Origin of the sequence: Arthrobacter sp. E3, from assembly GCF_017353415.1 — a bacterium.
In the GTDB taxonomy this organism is placed as follows: domain Bacteria; phylum Actinomycetota; class Actinomycetes; order Actinomycetales; family Micrococcaceae; genus Specibacter.
The window spans coordinates 128,333-151,441 of record NZ_JAFMPX010000004.1; the positions used below are offsets into that span (position 1 = coordinate 128,333).

At 63.8% G+C, this 23,109-nt stretch carries 17 protein-coding genes; 6 read left to right on the forward strand and 11 right to left on the reverse strand.

All coding sequences use genetic code 11. The features are described 5' to 3' along the window. Positions 1-26 precede the first annotated feature (26 nt). Positions 27-1,121: a ThiF family adenylyltransferase gene (locus JMA46_RS03420; protein ID WP_207343887.1), complete on the forward strand. Its 1,095-nt coding sequence runs from the start codon at positions 27-29 to the stop codon at positions 1,119-1,121. Here the strand turns inward: JMA46_RS03420 and JMA46_RS03425 are convergent. Beyond that, a complete protein-coding gene (locus tag JMA46_RS03425) occupies positions 1,082-3,193 on the reverse strand; it encodes an ATP-dependent DNA helicase UvrD2 (protein WP_207343888.1) in 2,112 nt (703 codons plus the stop codon). The two genes, JMA46_RS03420 and JMA46_RS03425, sit on opposite strands and share 40 nt — an antisense overlap. A gap of 32 nt (positions 3,194-3,225) precedes the next feature. Further along, complete coding sequence (nudC, locus tag JMA46_RS03430) at positions 3,226-4,212, reverse strand: NAD(+) diphosphatase (protein ID WP_247647004.1); 987 nt, start codon at positions 4,210-4,212, stop codon at positions 3,226-3,228. Positions 4,213-4,386: 174 nt separating this feature from the next. Between nudC and JMA46_RS03435 the strand changes: the two genes are divergently transcribed. Then, a complete protein-coding gene (locus JMA46_RS03435; RefSeq protein WP_207343890.1) occupies positions 4,387-5,724 on the forward strand; it encodes a macrolide 2'-phosphotransferase in 1,338 nt (445 codons plus the stop codon). 64 nt (positions 5,725-5,788) lie between these two features. Here JMA46_RS03435 and JMA46_RS03440 read toward each other — a convergent pair whose 3' ends face one another. From JMA46_RS03440 to JMA46_RS03450, 3 genes are read right to left on the reverse strand one after another with little or no spacing between them, the layout of a single operon-like run. Beyond that, positions 5,789-9,238: an ATP-dependent DNA helicase gene (locus JMA46_RS03440; protein ID WP_207343891.1), complete on the reverse strand. Its 3,450-nt coding sequence runs from the start codon at positions 9,236-9,238 to the stop codon at positions 5,789-5,791. Further along, positions 9,235-12,585, reverse strand: a complete 3,351-nt coding sequence (locus JMA46_RS03445) for an ATP-dependent DNA helicase (RefSeq protein ID WP_207343892.1) — start codon at positions 12,583-12,585, stop codon at positions 9,235-9,237. The genes JMA46_RS03440 and JMA46_RS03445 overlap by 4 nt, the downstream gene beginning before the upstream one ends. Beyond that, complete coding sequence (locus JMA46_RS03450) at positions 12,582-13,034, reverse strand: MGMT family protein (RefSeq protein ID WP_207343893.1); 453 nt, start codon at positions 13,032-13,034, stop codon at positions 12,582-12,584. The genes JMA46_RS03445 and JMA46_RS03450 overlap by 4 nt, the downstream gene beginning before the upstream one ends. Before the next feature lie 90 nt (positions 13,035-13,124). Here JMA46_RS03450 and JMA46_RS03455 point away from each other — a divergent pair, with 90 nt between their 5' ends. From JMA46_RS03455 to JMA46_RS03470, 4 genes are all read left to right on the forward strand, one after another. Then, positions 13,125-13,826 carry a 3'-5' exonuclease gene (locus JMA46_RS03455; RefSeq protein WP_207343894.1) on the forward strand — a complete coding sequence of 234 codons (702 nt, stop codon included), beginning with the start codon at positions 13,125-13,127 and terminating at the stop codon, positions 13,824-13,826. Positions 13,827-14,148: 322 nt separating this feature from the next. Then, on the forward strand, positions 14,149-15,081 hold the full coding sequence (locus JMA46_RS03460) for an ABC transporter substrate-binding protein (RefSeq protein ID WP_207343920.1): 933 nt from the start codon (positions 14,149-14,151) through the stop codon (positions 15,079-15,081). A 10-nt stretch (positions 15,082-15,091) separates the two neighbouring features. Beyond that, positions 15,092-15,856: an amino acid ABC transporter permease gene (locus tag JMA46_RS03465; protein ID WP_207343895.1), complete on the forward strand. Its 765-nt coding sequence runs from the start codon at positions 15,092-15,094 to the stop codon at positions 15,854-15,856. Beyond that, the gene (locus JMA46_RS03470; RefSeq protein WP_207343896.1) at positions 15,853-16,590 is read left to right on the forward strand and encodes an amino acid ABC transporter ATP-binding protein; all 738 of its coding nucleotides are present in this window, start codon (positions 15,853-15,855) and stop codon (positions 16,588-16,590) included. Before JMA46_RS03465 ends, JMA46_RS03470 begins: the two co-directional genes overlap by 4 nt. 229 nt (positions 16,591-16,819) lie before the next feature. Here JMA46_RS03470 and hemL read toward each other — a convergent pair whose 3' ends face one another. From hemL to hemQ, 6 genes are read right to left on the reverse strand one after another with little or no spacing between them, the layout of a single operon-like run. Next, positions 16,820-18,139, reverse strand: a complete 1,320-nt coding sequence (gene hemL / locus JMA46_RS03475) for a glutamate-1-semialdehyde 2,1-aminomutase (RefSeq protein WP_207343897.1) — start codon at positions 18,137-18,139, stop codon at positions 16,820-16,822. 44 nt (positions 18,140-18,183) lie between these two features. Beyond that, entirely contained in the window at positions 18,184-19,164 is a 981-nt protein-coding gene (gene hemB, locus JMA46_RS03480) for a porphobilinogen synthase (RefSeq protein WP_207343898.1), read from the reverse strand. After that, positions 19,161-20,219, reverse strand: a complete 1,059-nt coding sequence (locus JMA46_RS03485; protein ID WP_348770043.1) for a uroporphyrinogen-III synthase — start codon at positions 20,217-20,219, stop codon at positions 19,161-19,163. The genes hemB and JMA46_RS03485 overlap by 4 nt, the downstream gene beginning before the upstream one ends. Continuing rightward, entirely contained in the window at positions 20,216-21,205 is a 990-nt protein-coding gene (gene hemC, locus JMA46_RS03490) for a hydroxymethylbilane synthase (protein ID WP_207343899.1), read from the reverse strand. The genes JMA46_RS03485 and hemC overlap by 4 nt, the downstream gene beginning before the upstream one ends. Further along, positions 21,202-22,386, reverse strand: coding sequence for a ferrochelatase (locus JMA46_RS03495; RefSeq protein WP_207343900.1), 1,185 nt, complete (start codon positions 22,384-22,386; stop codon positions 21,202-21,204). Before JMA46_RS03495 ends, hemC begins: the two co-directional genes overlap by 4 nt. After that, complete coding sequence (gene hemQ, locus JMA46_RS03500; RefSeq protein ID WP_207343901.1) at positions 22,383-23,078, reverse strand: hydrogen peroxide-dependent heme synthase; 696 nt, start codon at positions 23,076-23,078, stop codon at positions 22,383-22,385. Before hemQ ends, JMA46_RS03495 begins: the two co-directional genes overlap by 4 nt. Positions 23,079-23,109: the final 31 nt, after the last annotated feature.

A 23,109-nucleotide genomic window follows, 5' to 3' on the forward strand; every position in this document is an offset into this window, starting at 1 on the left:
AGGCAACGAGACCGCAGGAGGCCGGCATGACCACCATCAATCCAGGGTTGCGCATGGTGCGACGCGGTCCGCATGGAGTCCAGATCGGGGTGGGCGCAGGCGGCCTGATTCTCGAGGGCCTGTTGGATTCAGAAATGACATTTGTGCAGGCCCTGCGCCATGGAATCTCCGACGCCCAGGTGCTGACCCAGGCAGTTTCGCTTGGAGTAGCGGAGCTGCGGGCCCAGGAAATCTGCGCCATGCTTGCGGGTTTGCTCTTTAGCGACGCCGAACTTCGCACACAGGGCTTCAGGGCGGAGCGCCTGTTGCCCGAGCGATCAGCCCTTCTGGGCCTGCATCAGGGCCCCTGTCAAAGCCTCATGGAACGTCGCGAACACGGCGTCATCCACCTGATCGGGCTGGGGCGCACGGGTGCAGCCCTGGCCGCAGTTCTAGTCAGCGCCGGTGTGGGCACCATACTGCTCGAAGACGACTGCCCTGTCACGGCGACCGATGTGGGGCCCACTTCCTTCAACCTCAGCGACATAGGTTTGTCGCGTTCAGTGGCCGTGCGCAGGCACTTGTTGCGGATCGATCCGGGCTGCCAAGCGCACATCGTGCACGACGGCGGGGCCGGAGGTCCCAGCGCGCAGTGCCTTGACCTTGCCGTTGTGGTGGGTCACGACGCCGTACCGGCACCGACAACAGCTCGCTTCATGTCCGCCGAGCGTCCTCACTTGCTGGTTCTGTTGCGCGAACAGGACGGCACGGTGGGCCCCTTGGTCGTGCCTGGTGTTACGGCGTGCGCCGAATGCGTTGAGCGGCACCGCAGCGTCCACGACCCCTTGTGGCTTGAAGTCTGCACCCAACTCGCCGCGATTCCCGAACCGTCAGCTGACCGTAGGCCGCGAGCGGAATCGCTGGAGAATGCCGCACTGTCCACGACACTGGCCGGAACGGCAGCGGCCCAGGTGCTGCTCTTTCTGGACGCGATCAACCAGCCCAGCTCCTGGTCCTCGGTCATGACCTTCCACCCCGACAACGGCCGGTGGACCCAGCAGGACTTCCGCATCCATCCTGACTGTGGGTGCCAATGGCAAAATCAGCCCTTGGCCACGATCTCCAGCACGGACTCACCGTAGCGTTCAAGCTTGGACGGACCCACGCCGGGCATTGCTGCCAATGCGTCAAGGTCTTGGGGTGCCTCCTCCGCGATAGCCATCAATGTGGCATCGGTGAACACCACAAACGCCGGCACGGCGGCGGAGGTGGCTTCGGCCAGCCGCCACTCGCGCAGTTCCTCAAAAATGGCTTCGTCGTAGCCGGGCGGGCAGTCGGGACAGCGCCCCACTTTGCGTTCAGCACCGGTGTTGAGGATTTTCCCGCACACTCTGCATAACGAAGGCCCTGCAGTCTTGCGCGACTTACGTGAGGACGCCTGACGTGGACCGGCAGGTGCCCCACCCACCGAGTTGGGACGCATCCCGTCAAGGAAACGGGAGGGTTTGCGGTTGGCGCGCCCTCCCGGCGTCCGTGCCGTGGACCAGGAAAAGTTCAGGAACTCCCGGGCTCGGGTGATCCCCACGTACAGCAGACGCCGTTCTTCATCAACAGTTTCAGCCGTGTCGGCGAAGGAGATTGGCATGAGCCCCTCGCTGAGTCCGACAAGGAACACCGCATCCCACTCCAAGCCCTTGGCCGAGTGCAACGACGCCAGTGTCACCCCCTGGACGGTGGGTGCATGCTGAGCCGATGTCCGTTCCTGCAGTTCAGCCACAAAGTCAATCACGTTGAAGGTGTGCTCGGGCGTGCTGCGGGAAACCACCAATTCATCTGCCAGCGCCACAATGGCTGAGAGCGACTCCCAACGTTCCCGGACGGCACCGCCGGTCTTGGGTGCCTCGGACTGGTAGCCCAAATTACTGAGCACATCACGCACCAGCTGGCCCAGTGGCTCGTCCTCGGCGGCCCGCGAAGAGGCGCGCAACTGCAGCATGGCGTCGCGGACTTCCTTGCGTGCAAAGAAGCGTTCCCCGCCACGCAGCTGATACCCCACACCAGCGGCCGTCAGCGCCTGTTCGTAAGCTTCAGACTGGCCGTTCGTGCGGAACAGCACAGCAATCTCGCTGGCAGCCGTGCCGTGCGACATCAGGATCTTGATGCGGGCTGCAACGGCGGCGGCTTCTGCTTCATCATCGCTGCACTCAAGGAATTCCGCCGACGGCCCGTTCGGGCGCTGGGCCACCAACTCCAAGGGTGCCGACCACAATGCATCCGCGGTGAGCCCGCCGCTGCGGCGATTGCCCAGCAGCGAGTTGGCCAATCCAACCACTTGCGGTGTGGAGCGGTAGTCACGCACCAGCTTGACCACCTGGGCGTCGGGATAGCGTTTGGGAAAGTCCAGCAGGTGCCGCGGCGTGGCGCCGGTGAAGGAGTAAATCGTCTGGCTGGCATCGCCCACCACGCAGAGCTCATCGCGCCCACCCAGCCACAAGTCGAGCATGCGCTGCTGGAGCGGGGACACGTCCTGGTACTCGTCAACCACGAAGTGCCGGTACTGGCCCCGAACCGTGGCCGCCACGCGCGGGTCTTCCTGCAGGATGCCCACGGTGATTAGCAGGACATCCTCAAAGTCGATCTGGTTCCTGTCCGCTTTAACATCTTCATAGGCCTGAAAAAGCCGTCCCACAGCCACTTTGTCCAGGCCTCCGGGTTCACCACGGTCTACTGCCTTGAGCAGGTACGTCTCCGGCGTCAGCATGGAGACCTTGGCCCACTCGATTTCAGCGGCCAAATCCCGGATGGCGGCCCTATCGGTGGGCAATCGTAAGCGTCGGGCCGCCTCGGCGATGGTCTGGGCCTTGTGGTCCAGCAGGCCCGGCAATTGACCGCCGACGGCGTGCGGCCAGAAATACTGCAGCTGCCGCAGTGCTGCGGCGTGAAAGGTGCGGGCTTGGACTGTCCCCACTCCAAGATCGCGCAGCCGCGTGCGCATTTCAGCCGCGGCCCTTGACGTGAACGTCACGGCGAGCAGGCGGTTGGGGTTGTAAACGCCCGTATGCACTCCGTAGGCGATGCGGTGGGTGATGGCCCTGGTCTTTCCGGTGCCTGCACCGGCCAAAACACACAGCGGCCCGTTCAAAGTGGTGGCGACTGTGCGCTGCTCCTCATCCAGCCCGGCCAGGATGCGTTGCTCCGCTGTGCGTTCATCCATGACCGGCAGCCCAGATTGATGCGGGTCAAAGCTCACGCCTGTTCACCAGGTTCCAGGATGGGGCCGCCATACCAGTTCTCAATCAAAGAGCGGGCAATAGAGGCCTTGTGCGAGATCACGGCGTCACCACAGAGAACTGCGGCCTGCAATTCCTCCCTCTCAAACCACCGCGCAGCCCTGACTTCGCTGCGATCCGGGGTGGCTTCGGTGTCGTTGGTGTACCCGATGAATCCGAACATCAACGAGCGCGGGAACGGCCAGGCCTGTGAGGAGACGTACGCCAAGGAGTGCAGGTGAACACCGACTTCTTCGGCTATTTCACGCACTGCTGCCTGCTCTGCGCTCTCCCCCGCCTCAACAAATCCCGCAACTGTGGAGTACCTGTTCTCGTTCCAGGCATAGTTGTTCGCAAGCAGGATTCGATCATCGGCTCCAACGATTGCAACAATGGCTGCGGGGTCGGTGCGCGGAAAATGTTGCGAACCGTCGGCGGTGCATCGACGCATCCACCCAGCGGACTGCGACTCAGTGGAACTCCCGCAGCGTGGACAGTGCACATGACTGCCATGCCATTGGGCAACAGCCTGGGCTTCAACAAAAACTTGGGCATCCACTGCATTGAGATCTTGGGCGACGTCGCGGTACCCGGCAAACACGTTGCCCAGCGGTGCCCAGGACAGTTCTGTGGCATCTTCCGGCAGTGCATTAAGAGGCAGGGATAGGAGCACGATGTCCGTGGCTGCAGCCAGCCTGTGTGTTTGGCCAGGTCGCACCTTGCCCAGGTATACGTGGGTACCGCCGAGCGGGAGAGCGTCCCCTGCAAGGTCGCGATACGCCGGATCAATGGACTCAGGGTCAAGATATGCCAGGTTTGTGCCGTCCATGAGTGCCCTGCCGCGGTGAAAAACCACCACACGATAATCGTCGGTCTCCAGTACCGCCGCGAGGTACCCCGGAGTTGTTCGCTGTTCGCATTGCCTATCAAGTGCAGTTACCGGGGAAGCATTAGTTGTGAGCATAGTTATACCGTACGCATCAGGAGCCATTTTTCGTATTCAAGAGCACGTGATTGTGGACAATCCAGCGTCTTTGCCCAAGTCGGCGCCCACCGTTTGGGAAGGACTTCTTACGACTCGCCGCCTCAGCGACGCGGAGTTGGAGCTTTTGCGTTCTACGGTGGAGGTGTGAGAAGAATGACTGCAATCGAATTGGCCGCCATCGCCAGCGCCGCCGTGCCCGGACTCAATGTCACCGCGTTTGGGCCCGGACCCGACGATGCAGCTGATTTCTGCTCTGCTTTGTTGGTTGACTCGGAAAAACGCCGCTGGCGTGTCCGTTCCCCCCGTCATGCCGAGGCGAGCACACGGTTGGAAACTGAGCGCCAGGTTTTACGTGCCTTTTCCCCTGCCATCAGGGCGGAGCTGCCTTTCCTGCTGCCCACCGTGGCCGGGACCGTGCGTCAGGGAGAATTGATCACCTTCGTGTACTCGCACATTGTGGGCAAGGCCGAGTCGGTGGAGTACCTAGCTGATGGCAGCGACGCTTTGGCGAAGGAAATTGGTGTGGCACTTGCCGCCATCCATGACCTTCCGCAGGGGCTTGTCACAACCCATGACCTGCCCAGTTACACGGCCAACGAGTTCCGCCAACGCAAGCTCAACGAACTGGATCAGTCCGCCACCACAGGCAAGATCCCGCCGTCGCTGCTGCGCCGTTGGGAGCACGCCATGGAGGACGTGGCACTGTGGCGCTTCAACCCCTGCGTGGTCCATGGAGACTTGCATGAAGACAATATCCTGCTCGACCGCGACAAGGTGACGGCCGTCATGGGCTGGACCGAGCTGCGGATCGGAGACCCTGCCGACGATTTTGCCTGGCTGGTTGCCGTTCATGAACCTAGATTCGTTGACGCTGTTATGCACGCATACGCCCTAGCCCGTCACGAAACACCCGACCCCCACCTGCTGCGACGTGCCGCCCTCAGCGCCGAATTTGCTCTGGCCCAGTGGCTTGTCAAGGGCTACGCCGCTGACAGTGCCCGGATGGTGGAGGATGCTGAATCCATGCTGCGCACCCTCGAAGCAGACATTACCGAGCACGGTGGTCAAGCCATCAGTGTTGAGCCGCCCGCCGCGCAGCCTTTCGTAGCATCGGCACCGACGGCAGAAGCGAAGGCTGTACCCGAAGTGAAGCCTGTAACTGCTGCACAGCCCGCTGGGCCCAAGGCCAGCGCTGCACCCAAGACCACTGCGGCCGCCGAGACGAGTTCGGCTGCCAAGCCGGTTGATGTGACCGCGCCCGGTGCTGCCGTCCGCGACGCGGACGCTCCTGCGGCAACCGGCCCTGCTTTCGCACCCGCTTCTGGGAGCGCCGAACAAGGCACGAAAACAGACACGAAATTGGAGAAAGACGCACTCAAAGAGGGTGCGGCTGACACTGCTGAGGGCAGGGATGCAGCAGCCACTACGGGCGACACCAGCAGTGCTGACACCACGGCATTAAACGTTGTTCCGCTCAAACGCGAAAAGTAGCAGCACACACCTTCATACACAACATGGCGCACACCCAACCCTGCATTGCGGGCACGGATCCGCGTCAGGTTGTGTAAGCACAGGTGACAATCGCTTCAAGTTCCCGCTGCCCCGCTAGGTCCACGGGGCGGATGAGTTTGTCCTGCCCAACATAGTAAAACGCAGCCCTCACCTGCTCCAGCGGAATCTCCTTCAGGCGGGACCACGCCAGCCTGTAGACTGCCAGCTGCACGCCGCGCACTGCCAGTTGCGCCTTCGAAGGCACCTTGCCGGTTTTCCAGTCGATCAAATCCCAACCGCCGTCGTCATCGCGGAACACGGCATCGATACGGCCGCGGACCACCACGTCGGCAACCCTTGTTTCAATGGGTACCTCCAGCTCGGCCGGAATCCTGCCAGCCCACGTTGAGTTCTTGAACGTCTCCTGCATCTCGGACAAGCCGTAGGCTTCGTCAACATAGGAGTCAGCGCCGGGAGCTTCATCAAAATCGAACTGGCCGGTCGTGGCAAAAAACTCCTCGATCCAGGCGTGGAACGCCGTCCCCTTGCGTGCTGCCATGCCAGGTTTGGTGGGTACCGGGCGGCGCATGGCGCGAGTGACTTTTTCCGGATCTTCACCCAAGGCAACGAGCCGCGACGCTGAAATATGCGGAGGCAGTTCTACACGCAGTTGTTCAGACTCCACACGCTCCTGTGCGAGCAGCACGCTCGCCTCCGTGCCCCACCGCGGATGGTCTGCCAGGAAGGCTGCGCTGCCGGGCTCTTGGGCCGGCAGCGCAGCAGCGGCCATCACGGCAGCGGCGGAGCGCTCCACGTTCTCACGGCGTCCCGTCCGCGCAGCCACCCCTGACCGACCCACAATTTCCGGTCCGTTCAAAGGATCGTAAGGCCACGCGGCGCTTTCAACTCCGGCGCTGATGGGGTTCTCCGTGCCTTCCTCCGGATCCTCGCTCCAAACGGCAATGGTGGCGCTGTGCCCGGCCCCTTCGGTGAGGTCCAGCAGTTCAGCCAGGAACGGCGACGGCGACAACGGTTTCTTCCCGCTGCCCCAGACTGTGCTTGAGCACATCAGAAAATCGCGGGCTCGGGTAAATGCCACATAGGCCAGGCGCCGTTCCTCCTCTTCTCCGTGGAGCAGCACGTCAGCGGCAAACAGTTTCTCGTTGTCCATCAAGTTCTTCAGGTCCGCCACGTCAGTGTCCCAGACGGGCAGATCGCCGCTGTCCCCTCGCAGCGGCCACGGCAGCGACTTGGCGCCGGTGCTCCACCTATCTGCCCGCGCGCTGGGGAACGCACCTGCATTCATGCCAGGAACAAAAACCACATCCCATTCAAGACCTTTGGAGGCGTGCACAGTCAGCAGCGCCACGGAGTCCGGGTTGCTTTCCACCGGTGACATCTCCAGTCCGCCCTCCTCGGATTCGGCCGTTTCCAGCCAGCCAAGGAAGGCGTCCAGGTCCACCCTTTGCGCGGCCTGCATGAAGGTGGTTGCAGCATCGGCAAAGGCGTCCAGATGGCGCCGGGCGTGGTGGATGCTCGCCCCCGGTTTGGCAGCCAGTTCAACGTCCAGGAGCATGGTCCGCTCCACGACCCCGAGCAGGTTGGACAGATCCTCCCCAACGAACGTGCGCAGCACCCGCAGTTCGTCGCGTAGTGCCAGCAGCCTGGTCCTGGCCACATCGCTGAGCGGCCTCAGCCCCTCCGGCCAGAAGTCCGTGCCCAGGTAGTCCAGCGCCTCCACCAGCGACGATGCGTCCACCAAGTCCGCCGTCACCACTGCTTCGGGTTCCACTGCCCCTGATTCCGCAGTCGCCGCTGCCGCAGCTTCCCCGGTGCTCTGGGTTCCCCGCACCGCGGCAGTGTCGAAGTCCACCTTGTGCCGGGCAGCCCATTCCCTGCGCCTCGCCAAGTAACGGGCCCAGTCGGCGAACGCCATGAGGTCGGCGGGACCAATCCGCCACCGTGCCCCCGTCAACAGTCGCATGAGCGCATCCGATCGGCCTGGATCCGCCAAGACCCGCAATGTCGCCACAAGGTCCACGATTTCCGGGGTGCCTAGCAGCCCTCCCAGCCCCACGATTTCATAGGGGATGCCGCGTGCTTCAAAGACCGACTGCAGGGCCGAAAACTGCGCACGACGGCGGCACAGCACCGCCACTGTCATCTCGCCCTGGGCTCCCCGGCGGTGGGTGAAGTCGCCCTTGCGGTCAAGGATCTGCTCGGCTATGGCTTCGGCTTCGGCCAGTTCGGTCTCGTAGCGCGCCAGCAGCACTTCGCCGTCGGGGGCCTGGGGTTTTTCCCGCAGTGCGGACACCACCACGCGGGGCCCTGCCGCCGCACGTTCTTCCGCCGTGAGGCCAGCGGCCAGCTTGGCGTTGGCCTTGCGGTTCTGGGCCTGGGTGAGCTCTGCGGACATGACGTTGGCAGCAGAGAGGATGTGCGCGGAGTTGCGCCAGGCAATGGTGAGTTCGGCAGTCGGTGCGTACCCGCCGTCGGCCTTAAGGAAAATCTCCGGGAAACGGAACAGCTGCCCGGCCGAGGCGCCGCGGAAGCCGTAAATGGACTGGTGCGGGTCCCCCACCGCGGTGACGGGATGTCCAGCGCCGAAAAGCTTGGCAAAAAGCTGCAACTGGGCGTGCGAGGTGTCTTGGAATTCATCCAGCAGCACCACCTTGTAGCGCTGGCGTTCCATCTGTGCCGCATGCGGCACTTCCTTGGCAATGCGTGCGGCCAGGGCGACCAAGTCGCCGTAGTCCAGCACGTTGCGGCGCCGCTTGGCCTCCGCGTACTTCAGTACGAGCCCGGCCACCGACATGCGGGTGCGCAGCACGTCGAGCTGCTTGTTCACCACCGCTGTGCGCGGCTTGGCGGTTTCGGCAATGTAGGGCAGTGCCTCAAACCGTTCCAAATACGACTCAAGGGTGCCCATGACGTGTTCGGGCTCCTGCAGGTGCTCGGCGCACTCCCCTGCCAAATCCATGACCGACTGAATGAGGGTTGATTTGGCTGCCGTGAAGTGGTCGTGCGCACCGTCGTGCGCTTCCACCACCTCACTGGCCAACTGCCAGGCCTCGGCCGCACCCAGCACGACGGCGTCGCGTTCGATCCCGAGCCGCAACCCATAATCGGTGACGATTCCGCTGGCATAGGAATGGTAAGTGGAGACTTTCGGTTCAAGGGCGTCCCTGGCTGCGGCTGCCGATGCCAGTTCCACCTCGCCGGAACGGGCAAGTGTTCCCAGCTTGGCCAGTTGCCCGCGGATCCGCGCGGCCAGCTCGCCGGCGGCTTTGCGGGTGAACGTGACACCAAGAATTTCCTCAGGCAGCACCAGCCCGTTCGCCACAAGCCACACCACACGGTCGGCCATGGTGGTGGTCTTGCCTGAACCTGCCCCGGCAATGACAAGCAGCGGTTCCAAGGGCGAGCAGATGATGCCGGCCTGTTCGGGCGTAGGTGGGCGCTGCTCCAGGAGTTCGGCTAGTTCGTAGGGAGTCAGCGGCTGTGAAAGGCTCATTCGGTGATTTGTTTCCCTTCCGGGCACAGCGGGCAAATGGTGGGCAGCGGGCAGCCGTTGCGGGAGGACCAGTCGGAGCCGTGGCGGGCGGGGAAGACGGCTTGGGCCATGAGCAGTGCAGCCTCCATGACCTTGTGGGTGGGATCGTTTTCCGCGCCGGCCACCATGGGTGGCTGGTCCTGGGTTTTGACACTTTTGGTGCCGTCCCCCAGCGGCAGCAGCGCCGCACCTCCCGAGACGCAGCCTCCGGAAACACCGCCCGGCAGCCCTGCTGCCCTGGCCTGTTCCTCGAAGCCGCCCGCGGTGACGGCCACCTGATAGGCGCCCAGTTGGGGGTGCTCGGTGACTTGGTCCTTGGTGGGCTTGGTGCGTCCAGTCTTGATGTCCACGACCATGAGGCGGCCCTCGGAGTCGGCCTCGAGCCTGTCCACCTGTCCGCGCAGGCGCACAGTGTTCCCACCGGGCAGCTCGCCCAAGTCCACGGTGAAGTTCTCTTCCACGCCGACCAGGGTGCGGCCCTGCATGCGGGCGTCAATGACGTATTGTGCCAACTTGCCCAGCATCTCCTGCGCCCGTTTGTAGTCAACGTCCGCTTCCCATGACTCCGGCAGTCCCAGCGACGGCCAGCGCTTGTCCAACTCGGCCAGGTACTCGTGCCCGGCGCCGTCCGGGATGTCTTGGGCGATGGCGTGGATGAGTGTACCCAGACTGCGGGCAAAATCGGTGGTGGCTTCTCCCCCAGCAGCTTTGACGAACCAGTTCAGCGGGGACTTGAGCACTTCTTCAACCTTCGACGGTGAGACCGTCACCGACTCCCCGGGCGCCACGATCGGTGCGTCCGAACTCAGCGGCAGCAGCCCCCACCATTGGGCCGGGTCTGCGCCGGGAATGTTCTCTGCTGCCAGCACGGCCAGCAAGTTGGCGGCCTCCAGATCGGCGTGCATCTCGGATTCCTGGCGCAGCTCCGCCACGAGGGAGCGCAGCGTCATGGGCCGTGGAACTTGTTCCACGGGCCGCACGGGGTATTGGGACTCCCCGCCTGAATCGGTCACCGGAATGAATGGTGCGGCAAGGTCCAGAAACTGCGAGGGTTGGAGGTCATGCCCGGCAGCAGCCGTCAGGATGAGCTTTTCACCGGCGCGTGAAATTGCGGCGGCGAAGCTGCGCAGCTCGTCATAGCGAATCTGGCGCAGCCGGGCGGCCGGATCGATCTGTCGGGCCGCCTCGGCACCACTCTCAAGCACATCCACCAACAGTTGGCTGCCTAACAACTCCCCGCGCAGCCGCGTATTGGGCCACACCCCTTCCTGCAGTCCCGCCACAATGACCACAGGCCATTCCCTGCCTGCCGCACTGGCAGGGGTCACGATCTCCACGGCGTCGGCGCGCTGGGCACGGGCCGCCAGGGTGTCCATGGGAAGTTCCTGGCTCAGCAGATAGTCAAGGAACTGTTGCGGGGTGGAGCCGGGCAGCTGGTCCACATAGCGTTCGGCCGTTTGGAACAGGGCCATGACGGCGTCCAGGTCCCGGTCGGCGCGGATGCCGGTGGGCCCTCCGCGCAGGGCTTGGGACTCCCATGTTCCCGACGTGTCACAGGCATCCCACAGTGCCCACAAGACGGTTTCAGCGTTGGCCCCGGGCTGGGTCACGGCTTCACGTCCGGCGGCCAGCATGGCTCCAATGCGCCGCGCATTGGCCGCTTCCCACCCCAACGGGGCCAGCTTCTGCGGGTTCAGCAGCGCCTCAACCAATAATTCGTCGCTGGCCCGACCGCCGCCGGCGTGAAGCTCCTGCTGCCGCAGCGCCTGCCGCAGGCGGCGCAGATGCAGCGACGTGGAGCGGCCCAGGCGGGATGTCAACAGGGCAACGCAGGATTCGGCGTCGAGCATTTCAGGCTCCAGGGCCGCACCAAACGCCTCCAGCAGGGGCCGCACGGCAGGTTCGTCGCGGACGGGGTTCTCCGCTACCGGCACCTTGACGGCGATGCCCTGCGAGCTCAAGTACCTTTGCAGCGCTGCAAGGGCTGATCCCGTGCGCACAATGACGGCGATCTCGCCCAAGCTGTACCCGGCCAAATGCTGCAGGTGCAGGATGCGTTCGGCCACCAGGCGCAGCTCATGAACCTCCGAGGCCACCACATGGGCGCTCACAGGTGGCAGCGCATCCACTGCCGATTCCCTTTCCGGGCTTCGGGCTGGAGTTTGCAACGGATCGAGGTCATGCGGCCACACCAATTCACGGGCCTTGTGCCCGCCACGCACCTGGAAGATCCGCTCAGCCACCCCCGACCATGCTGCTGCCAGCGGACCACTCATGCGGTGCGAGGTGGACAGTGAAAATTGCTGTAGCGGCTTTTCATCCGTGGAGAGGGTGCCGGACAGGGAGGCAACAAGATCCGGGCGGGCTCCGCGGAAGCCCTGCACCACGGTGTCCGGCGAAGCGGCCACGAGGACGTCTTTCCCGCGGCCCACCAACTGCAACAGTTCATGCACGGCCTTGTTGGCTTCCTGGATGTCATCCACCACAATCAACGCCAGGCGGTGGCGTTCCTGGGTCAGGAATCCGGCGTCGATCTGCAGCAGCGTGGTGGCGGCCGTGATGATGCCGGCCGGGTCGAAGGAGCCCGACTTCCCCCAATCGACCACATCCCTGTACTCCTGGTAGAGCGACGCTGCCGCAACCCAGTCGGGGCGCTGGTTGGCCGTGCCCAGGGCAGCAAGCTCCTGCGGCATGAGTCCATATTCAATGACCCGGTCAAAAAGCTGGCGAATCTCTTGGCGGAAGCCGCGGGTTTCCAGGGCCTCTGCCAATTCGGCAGGCCAGTCCGGGGCCGTGCCCAGCCCCAGCTTGTGGCCGGCCAGCAGATCCTTGATGATGAGGTCTTGTTCGGGCCCGCTCATGAGCCGCGGCGGACCGTCAAGGTGCGGCATCCGCCCTTCCACCTTGGCACGCCTGAGCAGGTCAAAGGCGTAGGAGGACCAGGTCCTGGCCGGGGAGGTGCTCAAACTCTTGGTGAGGCGGGCGCTAAAGCCGTCGCGCAGCCGTGCGGCAGCCAGCCGGGAAGGGGCCAGCAGGAGGGCTGCTGCTGGATCAACGCCGTCGTGCTCCATGCGCTTGACCGCGGCCTCGATGAGCACAGTGGACTTTCCGGTGCCGGGCGCACCCCACACAAGGACAGGTCCTGCGCCTGGGGCCAAGTCCACAACAACCTGCTGGTCCGGGCTCAACCGCGGGGCACTGCGCACGCTGCCGGCCGGAGGTGCCAGGACAAGCCGTGGCGGTGCCAACGTGTTCTGCTGCTCCAGCATGCTCCGCTCTGCCGGATGCTGCCTTGTTTGCGTGCTCATACCCCTAGTCCATCACGAGGCACTGACATTGGCTCCGCCACTGCGGGCACCTGGTGGTGCGGGGCGTCGTCGTGCGTCAATCGCGCGGCAATGGCGTCAATGCGGTCAAGCTCAGCATCGCCAGGGTTCCAGCGTGCAAGCTTCACCTCCACCCGCCACGACGGCGCCCGGCCGGAAGAGGGCGCCGTGGCAGCCGTATCCCCGCGCAAGGCTGTCTGCTCCTGAACGTAGTGCGCCAACGCCCTGCCTTCGTGGCACACGGGAGCCGCACCACTGGCACGAATAACCCGCCACCAGGGCACTGCGCTGCCATGGGCCGACATCACTGCCCCCACCTGCCGCGGCCCGCCGCTCTCCAGCAACGCCGCAATGTCCCCATAGGACAAGACACGGCCGGGAGGAATGAGTTCCGCCACGGCCAAAACCGCTTCCACATACTGCTCACGCATGCCACAAGCCTAAGTCCCCAACCGTCCGCCTGCTGCCTGGCGGCGGCCTGCCGGTGCCATCTTGTCCGTGTCAGCAGGTAGCGTTGAGGCATGACTAGTTGGAGCATGCACCCCCGCGCCGCCTTTGACCTGGAAACCACGGGCAAGGACCCCCGCACGGCAAGAATCGTTACTGCCTCCATCGTGGTGGCTGACGAGGCTGGAGTAGTGGCCGACACCCACGAGTGGCTGGCTGACCCCGGCGTGGAGATTCCCGAGGAAGCTGCCGCCATTCACGGTGTGAGCACCGCGCATGCCCGCGAACACGGCCGCCCGTCCGACGTCGTGACGGCCGAGGTGGGTGCCGTGCTGGCGGCCCTCTTTTCCAACAACATCCCCGTCATTGCGTTCAACGCGAGCTACGACTTCACCGTGTTGGCCCATGAAGCGCGCCGGCACGGCCTCGCCCAGATCACCGCTTCCCCGGTCATTGACCCGTTTATCTGCAACAAGCACGTGGACAAGTTCCACAGGGGCAGCCGAACCCTGGTTGCCCTGTGCGAGGAATATGGCATTAAGCTCGACGACGCACACACCTCCGCGGCCGATGCGGAAGCGACGCTAAGGCTCGCCGATGCCCTGGCCGCCAAATACAGTTCCCTGCGCCTTGACACCAAGGAACTGCACACCGCCCAGGTGGAGTGGGCGCGCGCGCAGGCCGCTGACTTTCAGGCCTATCTGCGCCGCAGCAAGGACCCAGCCGCGGTGATCGAAGGCAGCTGGCCGGTGTTGCCGCTGGAGGAGCTGGCATAGCTTCACATGATATAAATCACAAGCAATAATTGGGCGGATCCTGCCTGCATCAGCACGTCAGTCATGCAGTCAATAAGCGCTCACCCTGACTCCAGCATGACGATGAAACGCTGTTGATCGCAGCTTCTTCTACGAAATGTGCTTTTCAGTGCTCACTCGTTCGCAGGCGCCATACTTTGGACCCACCTGACATAATTTAGTTTTGTTGGTTGAGTTCTGCTAGGAATCTACTGAGAGTTTCCTCCAGCTCCCCACACGACGCTTATTCCCCCTCCTGAACCTTCTTTTCGGGCTGGGCACCTGCAATGAAAGTGAATGTTTGATGAAGAAATCAGCCCTGAAGTGGCTCGTAACCGCCCCTGTTGCCTTTGCCCTCGCCTTCTCGCTCGCAGCTTGCGGCGGCAGCGCCGGCGACACAAGCTCCGCCAAGCCCACTGATGCCCTTGCCGGCAGCGACAAGGTTTCGCTGGACAAGTACACCACCGCAGATGTCACCCCGTTGGATAAGATCGACGTCGCCAATCTTGGCCTGATCACTCCCGGCACCATCACCGTGGGCACCTTGTCCGACGCGCCACCGAACATCTTCCTAGACAAGAACGGTAAGTTCACCGGTTTCGACAATGAACTGCTGCGCGCCGTTGCTGACAAGCTGGGCCTGAAGGTTGAATTCAAGTCCACCGACTTCGCTGGCCTGCTCGCCCAGGTCCAGAACAAGACGTTCGACGTCGGATCGTCCTCGATCTCCACGACCGATAAGCGCCGCGTAAATGTTGGCTTCACCAACGGCTATGACTTCGGCTACATGGCCGTTGTAGCCAAGAAAGACTCCGCGGTCAAGGGCTTCGCTGACCTCAACAAGGATCTGCGTGTCGGTGTCGTTCAAGGCTCAGTTCAGGACGACTATGTCACCAATACGCTGGCGCTGGAGCCGGTTCGTTTCGCCGACTACAACTCGCTCTACGCCAATTTGAAAACCGGCCAGATTGACGCCTGGGTTGCTCCTTCGCAGCAGGCATCAGGTCAGGTCAAAGACGGCGACGGCACGGCAATTGTTGAGTCAATCATCAATACGCAGAACTTCGTGGCCTACGCCGTGAACTCCGGCAACAAGCCACTCATCGACGCCCTGAACTCCGGTTTGGACGCTGTTGTGGACGACGGCACCTGGGCCAAGCTGTCCAAGGAATGGTACCCGGAGCGCGAAATGCCTAAGGATTGGACCCCTGGGTCCAAGGCTGCAAAGATCTCCTAAGGCATAAGATATGGACGTACTCCAGCAGTTCCTAAAAACATTCTTCGACTGGCAGGCCATGGGGCAAGTTGTCCCTCAAATGCTCACCGTCGGTTTGCCCAACACTCTGATCCTGGCCGCATCATCGGCCGTTCTTGGCTGCTTTTTCGGTTTGATACTGTCCGTCATGGGAATCGCACGCAACTCAGCGTTGCGTTGGATATCACGGATCTACACGGATATTTTCCGTGGGCTTCCAGCGATCCTCGTCATCGTGATCATCGGCATTGGTCTTGGGCCCATTCTGCGTCAGGCAACGGGCATTACCAACCCCTTCCCGCTGGCCATTTTTGCGCTGACATTAATGGCGGCAGCCTACATTGGTGAGATCTTCCGATCCGGTATTCAAAGTGTTGACAGGGGACAGCTGGAGGCGGCTCGGGCTCTCGGTTTTAGCTACGGCTCAGCTATGCTTCTGGTGGTTATCCCGCAGGGTATCCGCAGGGTTCTTCCCGCTCTGGTGAATCAGTTGATCGCCTTGATCAAGGATTCCTCACTGGTCTACCTACTGGGTGTTACCGCCACCCAGCGTGAAATCTATCGAGTCGCCAACGACTCGGCGGCCAACTCGGGGAATATGTCTCCCTTAATCGCCGCTGGCGTGCTGTACCTGATCCTGACCATCCCGCTCACCCACTTGGTGAACTACATGGACAAGCGGATGCGTGAAGGAAAGGCGCAGAAGATCGAACCCGATGAAGCAGCGGCACTTGTTGGAAAGGGCGGCCAAGCATGAGTGAATTCAAGTCAGGTTCCCTGACCGCCACGAACATCCACCTGGCGTTCGGCTCCAACAAGGTGCTGCGCGGCATCGACTTGCACGTCCCGCAAGGCACCACGGCCTCCGTGATCGGCCCATCAGGATCAGGCAAGTCAACCCTGCTGCGCGTCATGAACCGGCTCATCGAGCCAGACCAGGGCGACATTCTGTTGGATGAACGCTCTGTGTTGAAGGACAACCCGGATGAGCTGCGCCGTCGCATTGGCATGGTGTTTCAGCAGTTCAACCTGTTCCCCCACAAAACCGTGGTGGATAACGTGTCTTTGTCACTGCGCAAAATCCGCAAGATGCCCAAGGATCAGGCGCATGCCAAAGCCATGGACCAGTTGGAGCTTGTGGGCCTGGCCCACAAGGCCGACGCCCGCCCCGGCAACTTGTCCGGTGGCCAGCAGCAGCGTGTTGCCATTGCCCGCGCGCTGGCCATGGAACCGGAAGTCATGTTCTTTGACGAAGCCACCTCGGCTTTGGACCCGGAACTTGTCAAGGGCGTTTTGGCGCTCATGACGGACCTGTCCAAGGGCGGCATGACCATGGTTGTTGTCACGCATGAGATGGGATTCTCACGCAACGTCTCAGATACGGTGACGTTCATGGACGGCGGCGTGGTCGTTGAGACCGGCTCCCCCGATGAGCTGTTCACCGCCCCCAAGACCGACCGGCTAAAGGGTTTCCTTTCCGACGTACTGTAAGCCCCTGATGGTTGAGCCGATCACCAACACGCACAAAAGCCCCGTTCTCGTTGCTGTCACAGCAACGAGAACGGGGCTTTTCCGCGCCCGTGTGCAGAGTTCTGGCCCGCCACCGCCTTGCGGGGGCTGTTGTGGTGATTAGAGGCCGCTATAGGGGCGTCCGATCACCACAACAGCCCCCGGGACGTGAGCCGCACCGCCAGTCAGTCTCGATCACAGACGGCAGCGTTTATGCTTTCGCCGCAGCTGCAGCCTTCGCCGCCGCGGGCAGGGCGGCAAAGATCCGGTTCATGGCGGCATCATCGTGGGCGGCGGAGAGGAACCAGGCCTCAAAGACGCTCGGCGGCAGGTACACCCCGGAATCCAGCATTGAATGGAAGAACGGTGCGTAGCGGAACACTTCCTGGGCCTGTGCGTCGGCGTAGTTGTGCACGCCGTTTGCAGCGGTGCCAAAGGCCACGGAGAACAAGTTCCCGGCGCGCTGGACGGAGTGATCCACTCCTTCAGCCGACAACGCAGCGGCGACGGCGGCAGACAGCTCCAGTGAGCGGGCGTCAACTATGGCGTAGACGGCCGCGGTGGCGGCTGTCAGCGTCGCAACGCCAGCCGCCATGGCCACGGGGTTCCCGGACAACGTGCCGGCCTGGTAGACCGGGCCCAAGGGGGCCAAATAGTCCATGACCTCCGCGCGGCCACCGAGCGCCGCTGTCGGAAGTCCTCCGCCAATGACCTTGCCAAAGGTGAACAGGTCCGGCGTCCAGTGCTCGTTCGCGTCGGCAGCACCGCCGGTCAGGCCCCAATATCCAGCAGGTCCGGTGCGGAACCCTGTCAGTACCTCGTCCAAGATCAGCAGGGCGCCGTGGGTCGTGGTGATGCGCGAAAGCCCTGCATTGAAGCCTTCGCCGGGGGTGACAACACCCATGTTGGCCGGGGCCGCCTCGGTGATGACGGCGGCGATCCTGTCCCCGTGGGCGGCGAAGGCGGCCTCGACGGCGGCAAGGTCGTTGTAGGGCAGCACTAGGGTTTCGGCGGCGGTTGCGGCCGTGACCCCTGCCGAGCCGGGCAGGGCGAGGGTGGCCAGGCCGGATCCGGCGGCGGCCAGCAGGGAGTCCAGGTGACCGTGGTAGCAGCCGGCGAACTTGATGATCAAATCGCGGCCGGTGTACCCGCGGGCCAGACGCACGGCCGTCATGGTCGCCTCGGTGCCGGTGGAGACCATGCGTAGACGTTCGACGGCGGGTACGCGCCCCTGCACCAGAGCGGCAAGGTCGCTCTCGGCCGGGGTGGAGGCGCCAAAGCTCAGGCCGTGGTCCACTGCCGCATGGACTGCGGCCAGCACGTCCGGATGGGCGTGGCCCACGAGTGCCGGGCCCCAGGAGCAGACAAGGTCCACGTAGTCGCGGCCGTCGGCGTCGGTCAGGTAGGCGCCCTTGGCGTTCACCATGAAGCGGGGCGTGCCACCCACCGAGCCAAAGGCGCGCACGGGTGAGTTCACCCCGCCAGGCATGAGGGTTTTGGCGCGGTCAAAAAGTTCCTGTGAGCTTGTCATGGGGATTCCTTTGGCTAACTGATGGCGGAAGAGCGGGGGAAGAGTTAGTTTTCGCGAAGCCAGCCGGCCAGTTCGGCCGCCCAGTACGTGAGGATCATGGTGGCCCCCGCGCGCTTGATGCTGAGCACCGACTCCTCGATGGCAGCGCGGCGGTTGATCCAGCCGTTGGCTGCGGCGGCCTCGATCATGGCGTATTCGCCGGAGATTTGGTAGGCGGCCACGGGCACGGGTGAGATTGCCGCCACGTCAGCCAGGATGTCCAGGTAGCTCATGGCTGGCTTGACCATGACGATGTCGGCACCTTCGGCCAGATCCAGCTCCACCTCGTGGAGGGCTTCGCGGCGGTTTCCGGAGTCCATCTGGTAGCTGCGACGGTCCCCGTGCAACTGCGAATCCACGGCTTCACGGAACGGGCCGTAGAACGCGGAGGCGTACTTCGCGGCGTAGGCCAGCACTGCAACATCCGTGTAGCCGGCTTCATCCAGAGCGTCGCGGATCACGGCGACCTGGCCGTCCATCATGCCCGACGGCGCCACCACGTGCGCGCCTGCCGCGGCCTGGGCCACGCCCATTTTCGCGTAGATGTCCAAGGTGGCGTCGTTGTCCACATCGCCAGCTTCGTTGAGCACGCCGCAGTGTCCGTGGTCGGTGAATTCGTCAAGGCACAAATCGCTCATGACCACCAGATCGTCACCCACCTCCTCACGCACATCCCGAATGGCCTTGTTCAGCACGCCCAGCGGGTCAAGCCCTGCCGAGCCCTGTGCGTCGCGCACGGCGGGAATGCCAAAGATCATGATGCCCCCCAGCCCCAGTTCGACGGCTTCGCGGGCCGCCGCCAAAAGACTGGCCGTGGTGTGCTGCACGACGCCCGGCATGGACGTGATGGGGTTCGGTTCGCTCAAGTCCTCGCGGATGAACACCGGCAGGATGAGTTCCGACGGGGCCAGTCGGTGCTCGGCGACGAGACGGCGGATCGCGGCGGTGGTGCGCAGGCGGCGCGGGCGGTGCTGGGGAAAACTCATGGTGTCTCCTGACGTGCTGCTGGTGAAAAATGTGGGCGGGCGCCGGCCAGGGCGGCCACGATTCCCTCCGGTGTGGGATGTTGGGCAGTCGCGGCGATCCGCAGGCCAAGCCGCGCGGCTTCGACCCGCGTGGGCTGCCCGATCGCAATGAGCAGGCAGCTTTCCGGCAGTGGTGCCATGGTTTGGGCCACCCTACGGGCCGCGCTTCCCGAGGCAAGCACGACGGCGTTCATCGCCCCTGCGCGGATCTCCACTGCCGCTTCGGCTGGGGTGAGGACGGGCGGCTCGGCGATGGAGCCAAATGACCGGCCCGCCAACGTGGAAGTTAGGCGGAGCTCCGGACGCGCAGGATAGTCCACCGTCCAGTAGGCCGTGACAACGTCCGTCGTCCAGCCGGCCGCCTCGATCCCTTCCACCAGGGTGGATGAGGCGAGGTTGGACTGGGGCAGCAGGACACGCGCACTGTCGATGTGCACCGTGCCGCCCTCCGGGCCGCTGTCCGTTGTGGCGGGCGGCCACAACGCCACCAGGCCGGCAGCAGACTGCACATCAAGAGGGGCCAAAACGGCGTGCACCCCTTCGGCTGCAAGAACGGCAACTGAGGTGGGGCCAATCGTGGCGACGTTTGTTCCGGCCGGAACAAGCTTGGCAAGTGTGGTACCGGCCCCGTCGCACCACTGCTTCAAGGCGCGCACGGTGGTGATGGAGCTGATGACAAGCCATGCGTACTCCCCCGCTGCGAGGCTGCGAAGGGCTGCACCCAGGACGTCTTGTTCTGCAATCTCAAAGTCGATGAGCGGTACCAGCACCGGCTCCGCACCGGCCGCAGCCAGCGCCTCGGCCAGCGCCCCGGCCCGGTCAGCCGACCGTGTGACGGCAACCCGCAAGCCAGAAAGCGAACCCGCCTGAGCCAGGTCCGGTGTTTCCGTAGGCGACATCAGGGAGGCCGAGGCCGCCCGCGGCCGATCGGCCGGAAAGTCGCCGAGGGAATGCCGGTCCTGGCCGGGCCCGCCGTCCACCTCGTCGGCGAAGGCGCCGTCGCCGGTTGAGCTCACTTGCTGGAGCCGGCCAAATCCGCCAGCTCGGCTGCGCCGGCGGCGAGCAGTTCTTCGGCCAGTCCAATGCCCAACAGGGTCGCTCCAACGGTGGTCAAGCCGTCGGTGGCCTTTTTCAGGCGTAGTGAGCGCGTGCCGTCGAGTGAAACCACAACAGTTTCCAGGTGCAGCATGGAGCCCTTGCGGCGCGCGAGGGCTCCTACAGGGGCTGCGCAGCCGGCTTCCAGACGTGCAAGGAGCGCACGCTCGGCGGTGACGGCCAGACGGGTGTCGTGGTCGTCGACGGCGGCCAGGGACTGGCCCAGGACGCCCGTGAGCTCGGTGCTTTCGGTGCGGCATTCCAAGGCGAGGGCTCCTTGGCCGGGGGCCGGGAGCATGACCTCCGAGGACAGGAACTCGGTGACGGCTTCAAGCCTGCCGATGCGTCCCAGTCCTGCTGCTGCGAGGACGACGGCGTCGAGGTCACCAACTTTGCCGGGAACGGTTTCCTTCACAGGGTTTCCAGGCAGCCCGGGAACCCTCCCCAAACGAGTTTCGACGTTGCCGCGGATGTCCACGATCAACAGGTCCGGACGGGCGGCCAGCAGCTGCGCTGCGCGCCGCGGCGAACCGGTGCCGACGCTGGCGCCCTGCGGGAGTTCGGACAACGTCAAGCCATTCCGGGCGCACAGGGCGTCGCGGGCATCGGCCCGAAAGGGAATGGCACCTAGTGCCAGGCCCTGAACGGCCACTGTGGGCAGGTCTTTGAGCGAGTGCACTGCCACGTCCACGCGCCCGTCTAGGACGGCGGCGCGCAGCTCCGCGGCAAACACCCCTGTGCCGCCCATTTGGGACAGCGGGCCAGTCAGGACGTCGCCGTCGGTCTTGATCGCGATGATGTCTGCGTCAAAGCCGCCGACCGCACTGAGCTGGTCAACAATTTGTCCCGTTTGACTCAGGGCCAGTTTGCTTCCGCGGGTACCAATTTTCACACTCGAGGTCGTCATGAAGTCTGGGAACCGCCTTGGGCCGGGGATGCCTCACAAAGCGAGCCCACGGTGCTTCCAACCTCCGAGATGGCGGGCTTTTCGCCGCGGAAGTTGGCGCAGCAGCCGGGGTTGCACACGTCGAACCACGGGCCGAGCTTCGTCATGGCGGGGCGTTCGGCGATGTGGTTCTCGATGGTCCGCTCACAGATCAGGTCCACAAGGCCCTCAACGAACTTTTGGTGCGTGCTCGGCGTGGGTGCACGGTCAAAGGCCAGGCCCAGTTCAGCGCACGTTTCCTTCGCTTCGGTGTCCAGATCCCAGAGCACTTCCATGTGGTCACTGATAAAGCCCAGCGGAACCACTACAACACCGGCCACGCCTGCCGCGGCCTGCTCAGCCAGGGCGTCGTTGATGTCGGGTTCCAGCCACGGCACGTGGGGTGCGCCGGAGCGGGACTGGTAGACCAGCGACCACTTCTGGTCGGGATCCACTCTGGCCATGATGGCTTCTGCGTTGGCAAGGTGCTGCGCAACGTAGGCTGAGTCCTGCTCGAACACCAGGGGCTGCAGTTCCGAACGGCCGGCAGCTTCTGCATCCCGGGTGGGGATGGAGTGGGTGGCGAACATGACGTGTACGGGTGCATCGGATTTGCCGGCAGCGGCAAGTTCCGCCTTGACCTTCGCCAGTGATGCTGCGGTTCCCTCGATGAAGGGCTCCACGAATCCTGGGTGGTCAAAATACTGGCGGATCTTGTCCACGGCCAGTTTGCCGTCAAGTCCCGTCTCCGTCAACGCAATGCCAATGTCCTCGCGGTACTGGCGGCAGCTGGAGTAGCAGGAGTAGACGCTGGTGGTGAGCATCAGCAGACGGCGGTGTCCGGCCTCGTAGGCATCCTGCAGCACGGCGGGGATGTAGGGGTCCCAGTTGCGGTTGCCCCAGAGCACGGGCAGCTCGATGTTCCGGACGGCCAGCTCGGCTTCAAGGGCAGCCTTCAACGCACGGTTTTGGGCGTTGATGGGGCTGATGCCGCCGTTGGCGCGGTAGTGGTGGCTGACTTCCTCCAGACGCTCGTCCGGGATGCCGCGCCCGCGGGTGACGTTACGCAGGAACGGAAGGACGTCGTCCTGGCCCTCGGGGCCGCCAAAGGAGGCGAGCAGGATGGCGTCGTACTGTGCAGGTTCAACTACTCGGTTGTTCATTTCAGGACCTCGGCGATCTCGGCAGCGGCAATGCGACGGCCGGTGTAGAAGGGGATTTCATCGCGCACGTGCAGGCGGGCGTCGGTGCCACGCAAGGTGCGCATCATATCAACCAAATCGGTCAGTTCGTCGGACTCCAGACCCAGCAGCCACTCCCAGTCTCCCAGTGCGAAGGCCGAGACGGTGTTGGCCAGGACCTGCGGGTAGTCCCGCCCCAGCATCCCGTGGTCGCGCAGCATGCGGCTGCGGTCCTCGGCGGGCAGGATGTACCAGTCGTAGGAGCGCACGAACGGGTAGACGCACACCCAGCCCTTCGGTTCGTTCGGGCCCATGTAGCTGGGGCCGTGGTTCTTGGCGAACTCGGCCTCGCGGTGCACACCCATGGCCGACCACGCGATCTCGGTTGCGGCGAATAATTCCAGCCTGCGGATGCTGCGCACGGCCCGCTGCAGGCTTTCCGCGTCGGCGCCCACCAGCCACATCATGATGTCCGCGTCGCTGCGCATGGCAGAAACGTCGTAAGCGCCGCGAACGGTGATGCTCTCCGCGGCCAAAGCGGCCACCAATTCTTCATAGTCGGCTACCGCGGAAGCGGTCCCTGCGAAGGATCCGGTCCGCTTGAAAACAGTCCACAGGGTGAACGGGGTTTCCGCGGGGCTTTTAGTGACAGATTGTGCGTTTGTGTGGCTCATGCGTACAAGTCTGCACCCAACCGTGAGAAAA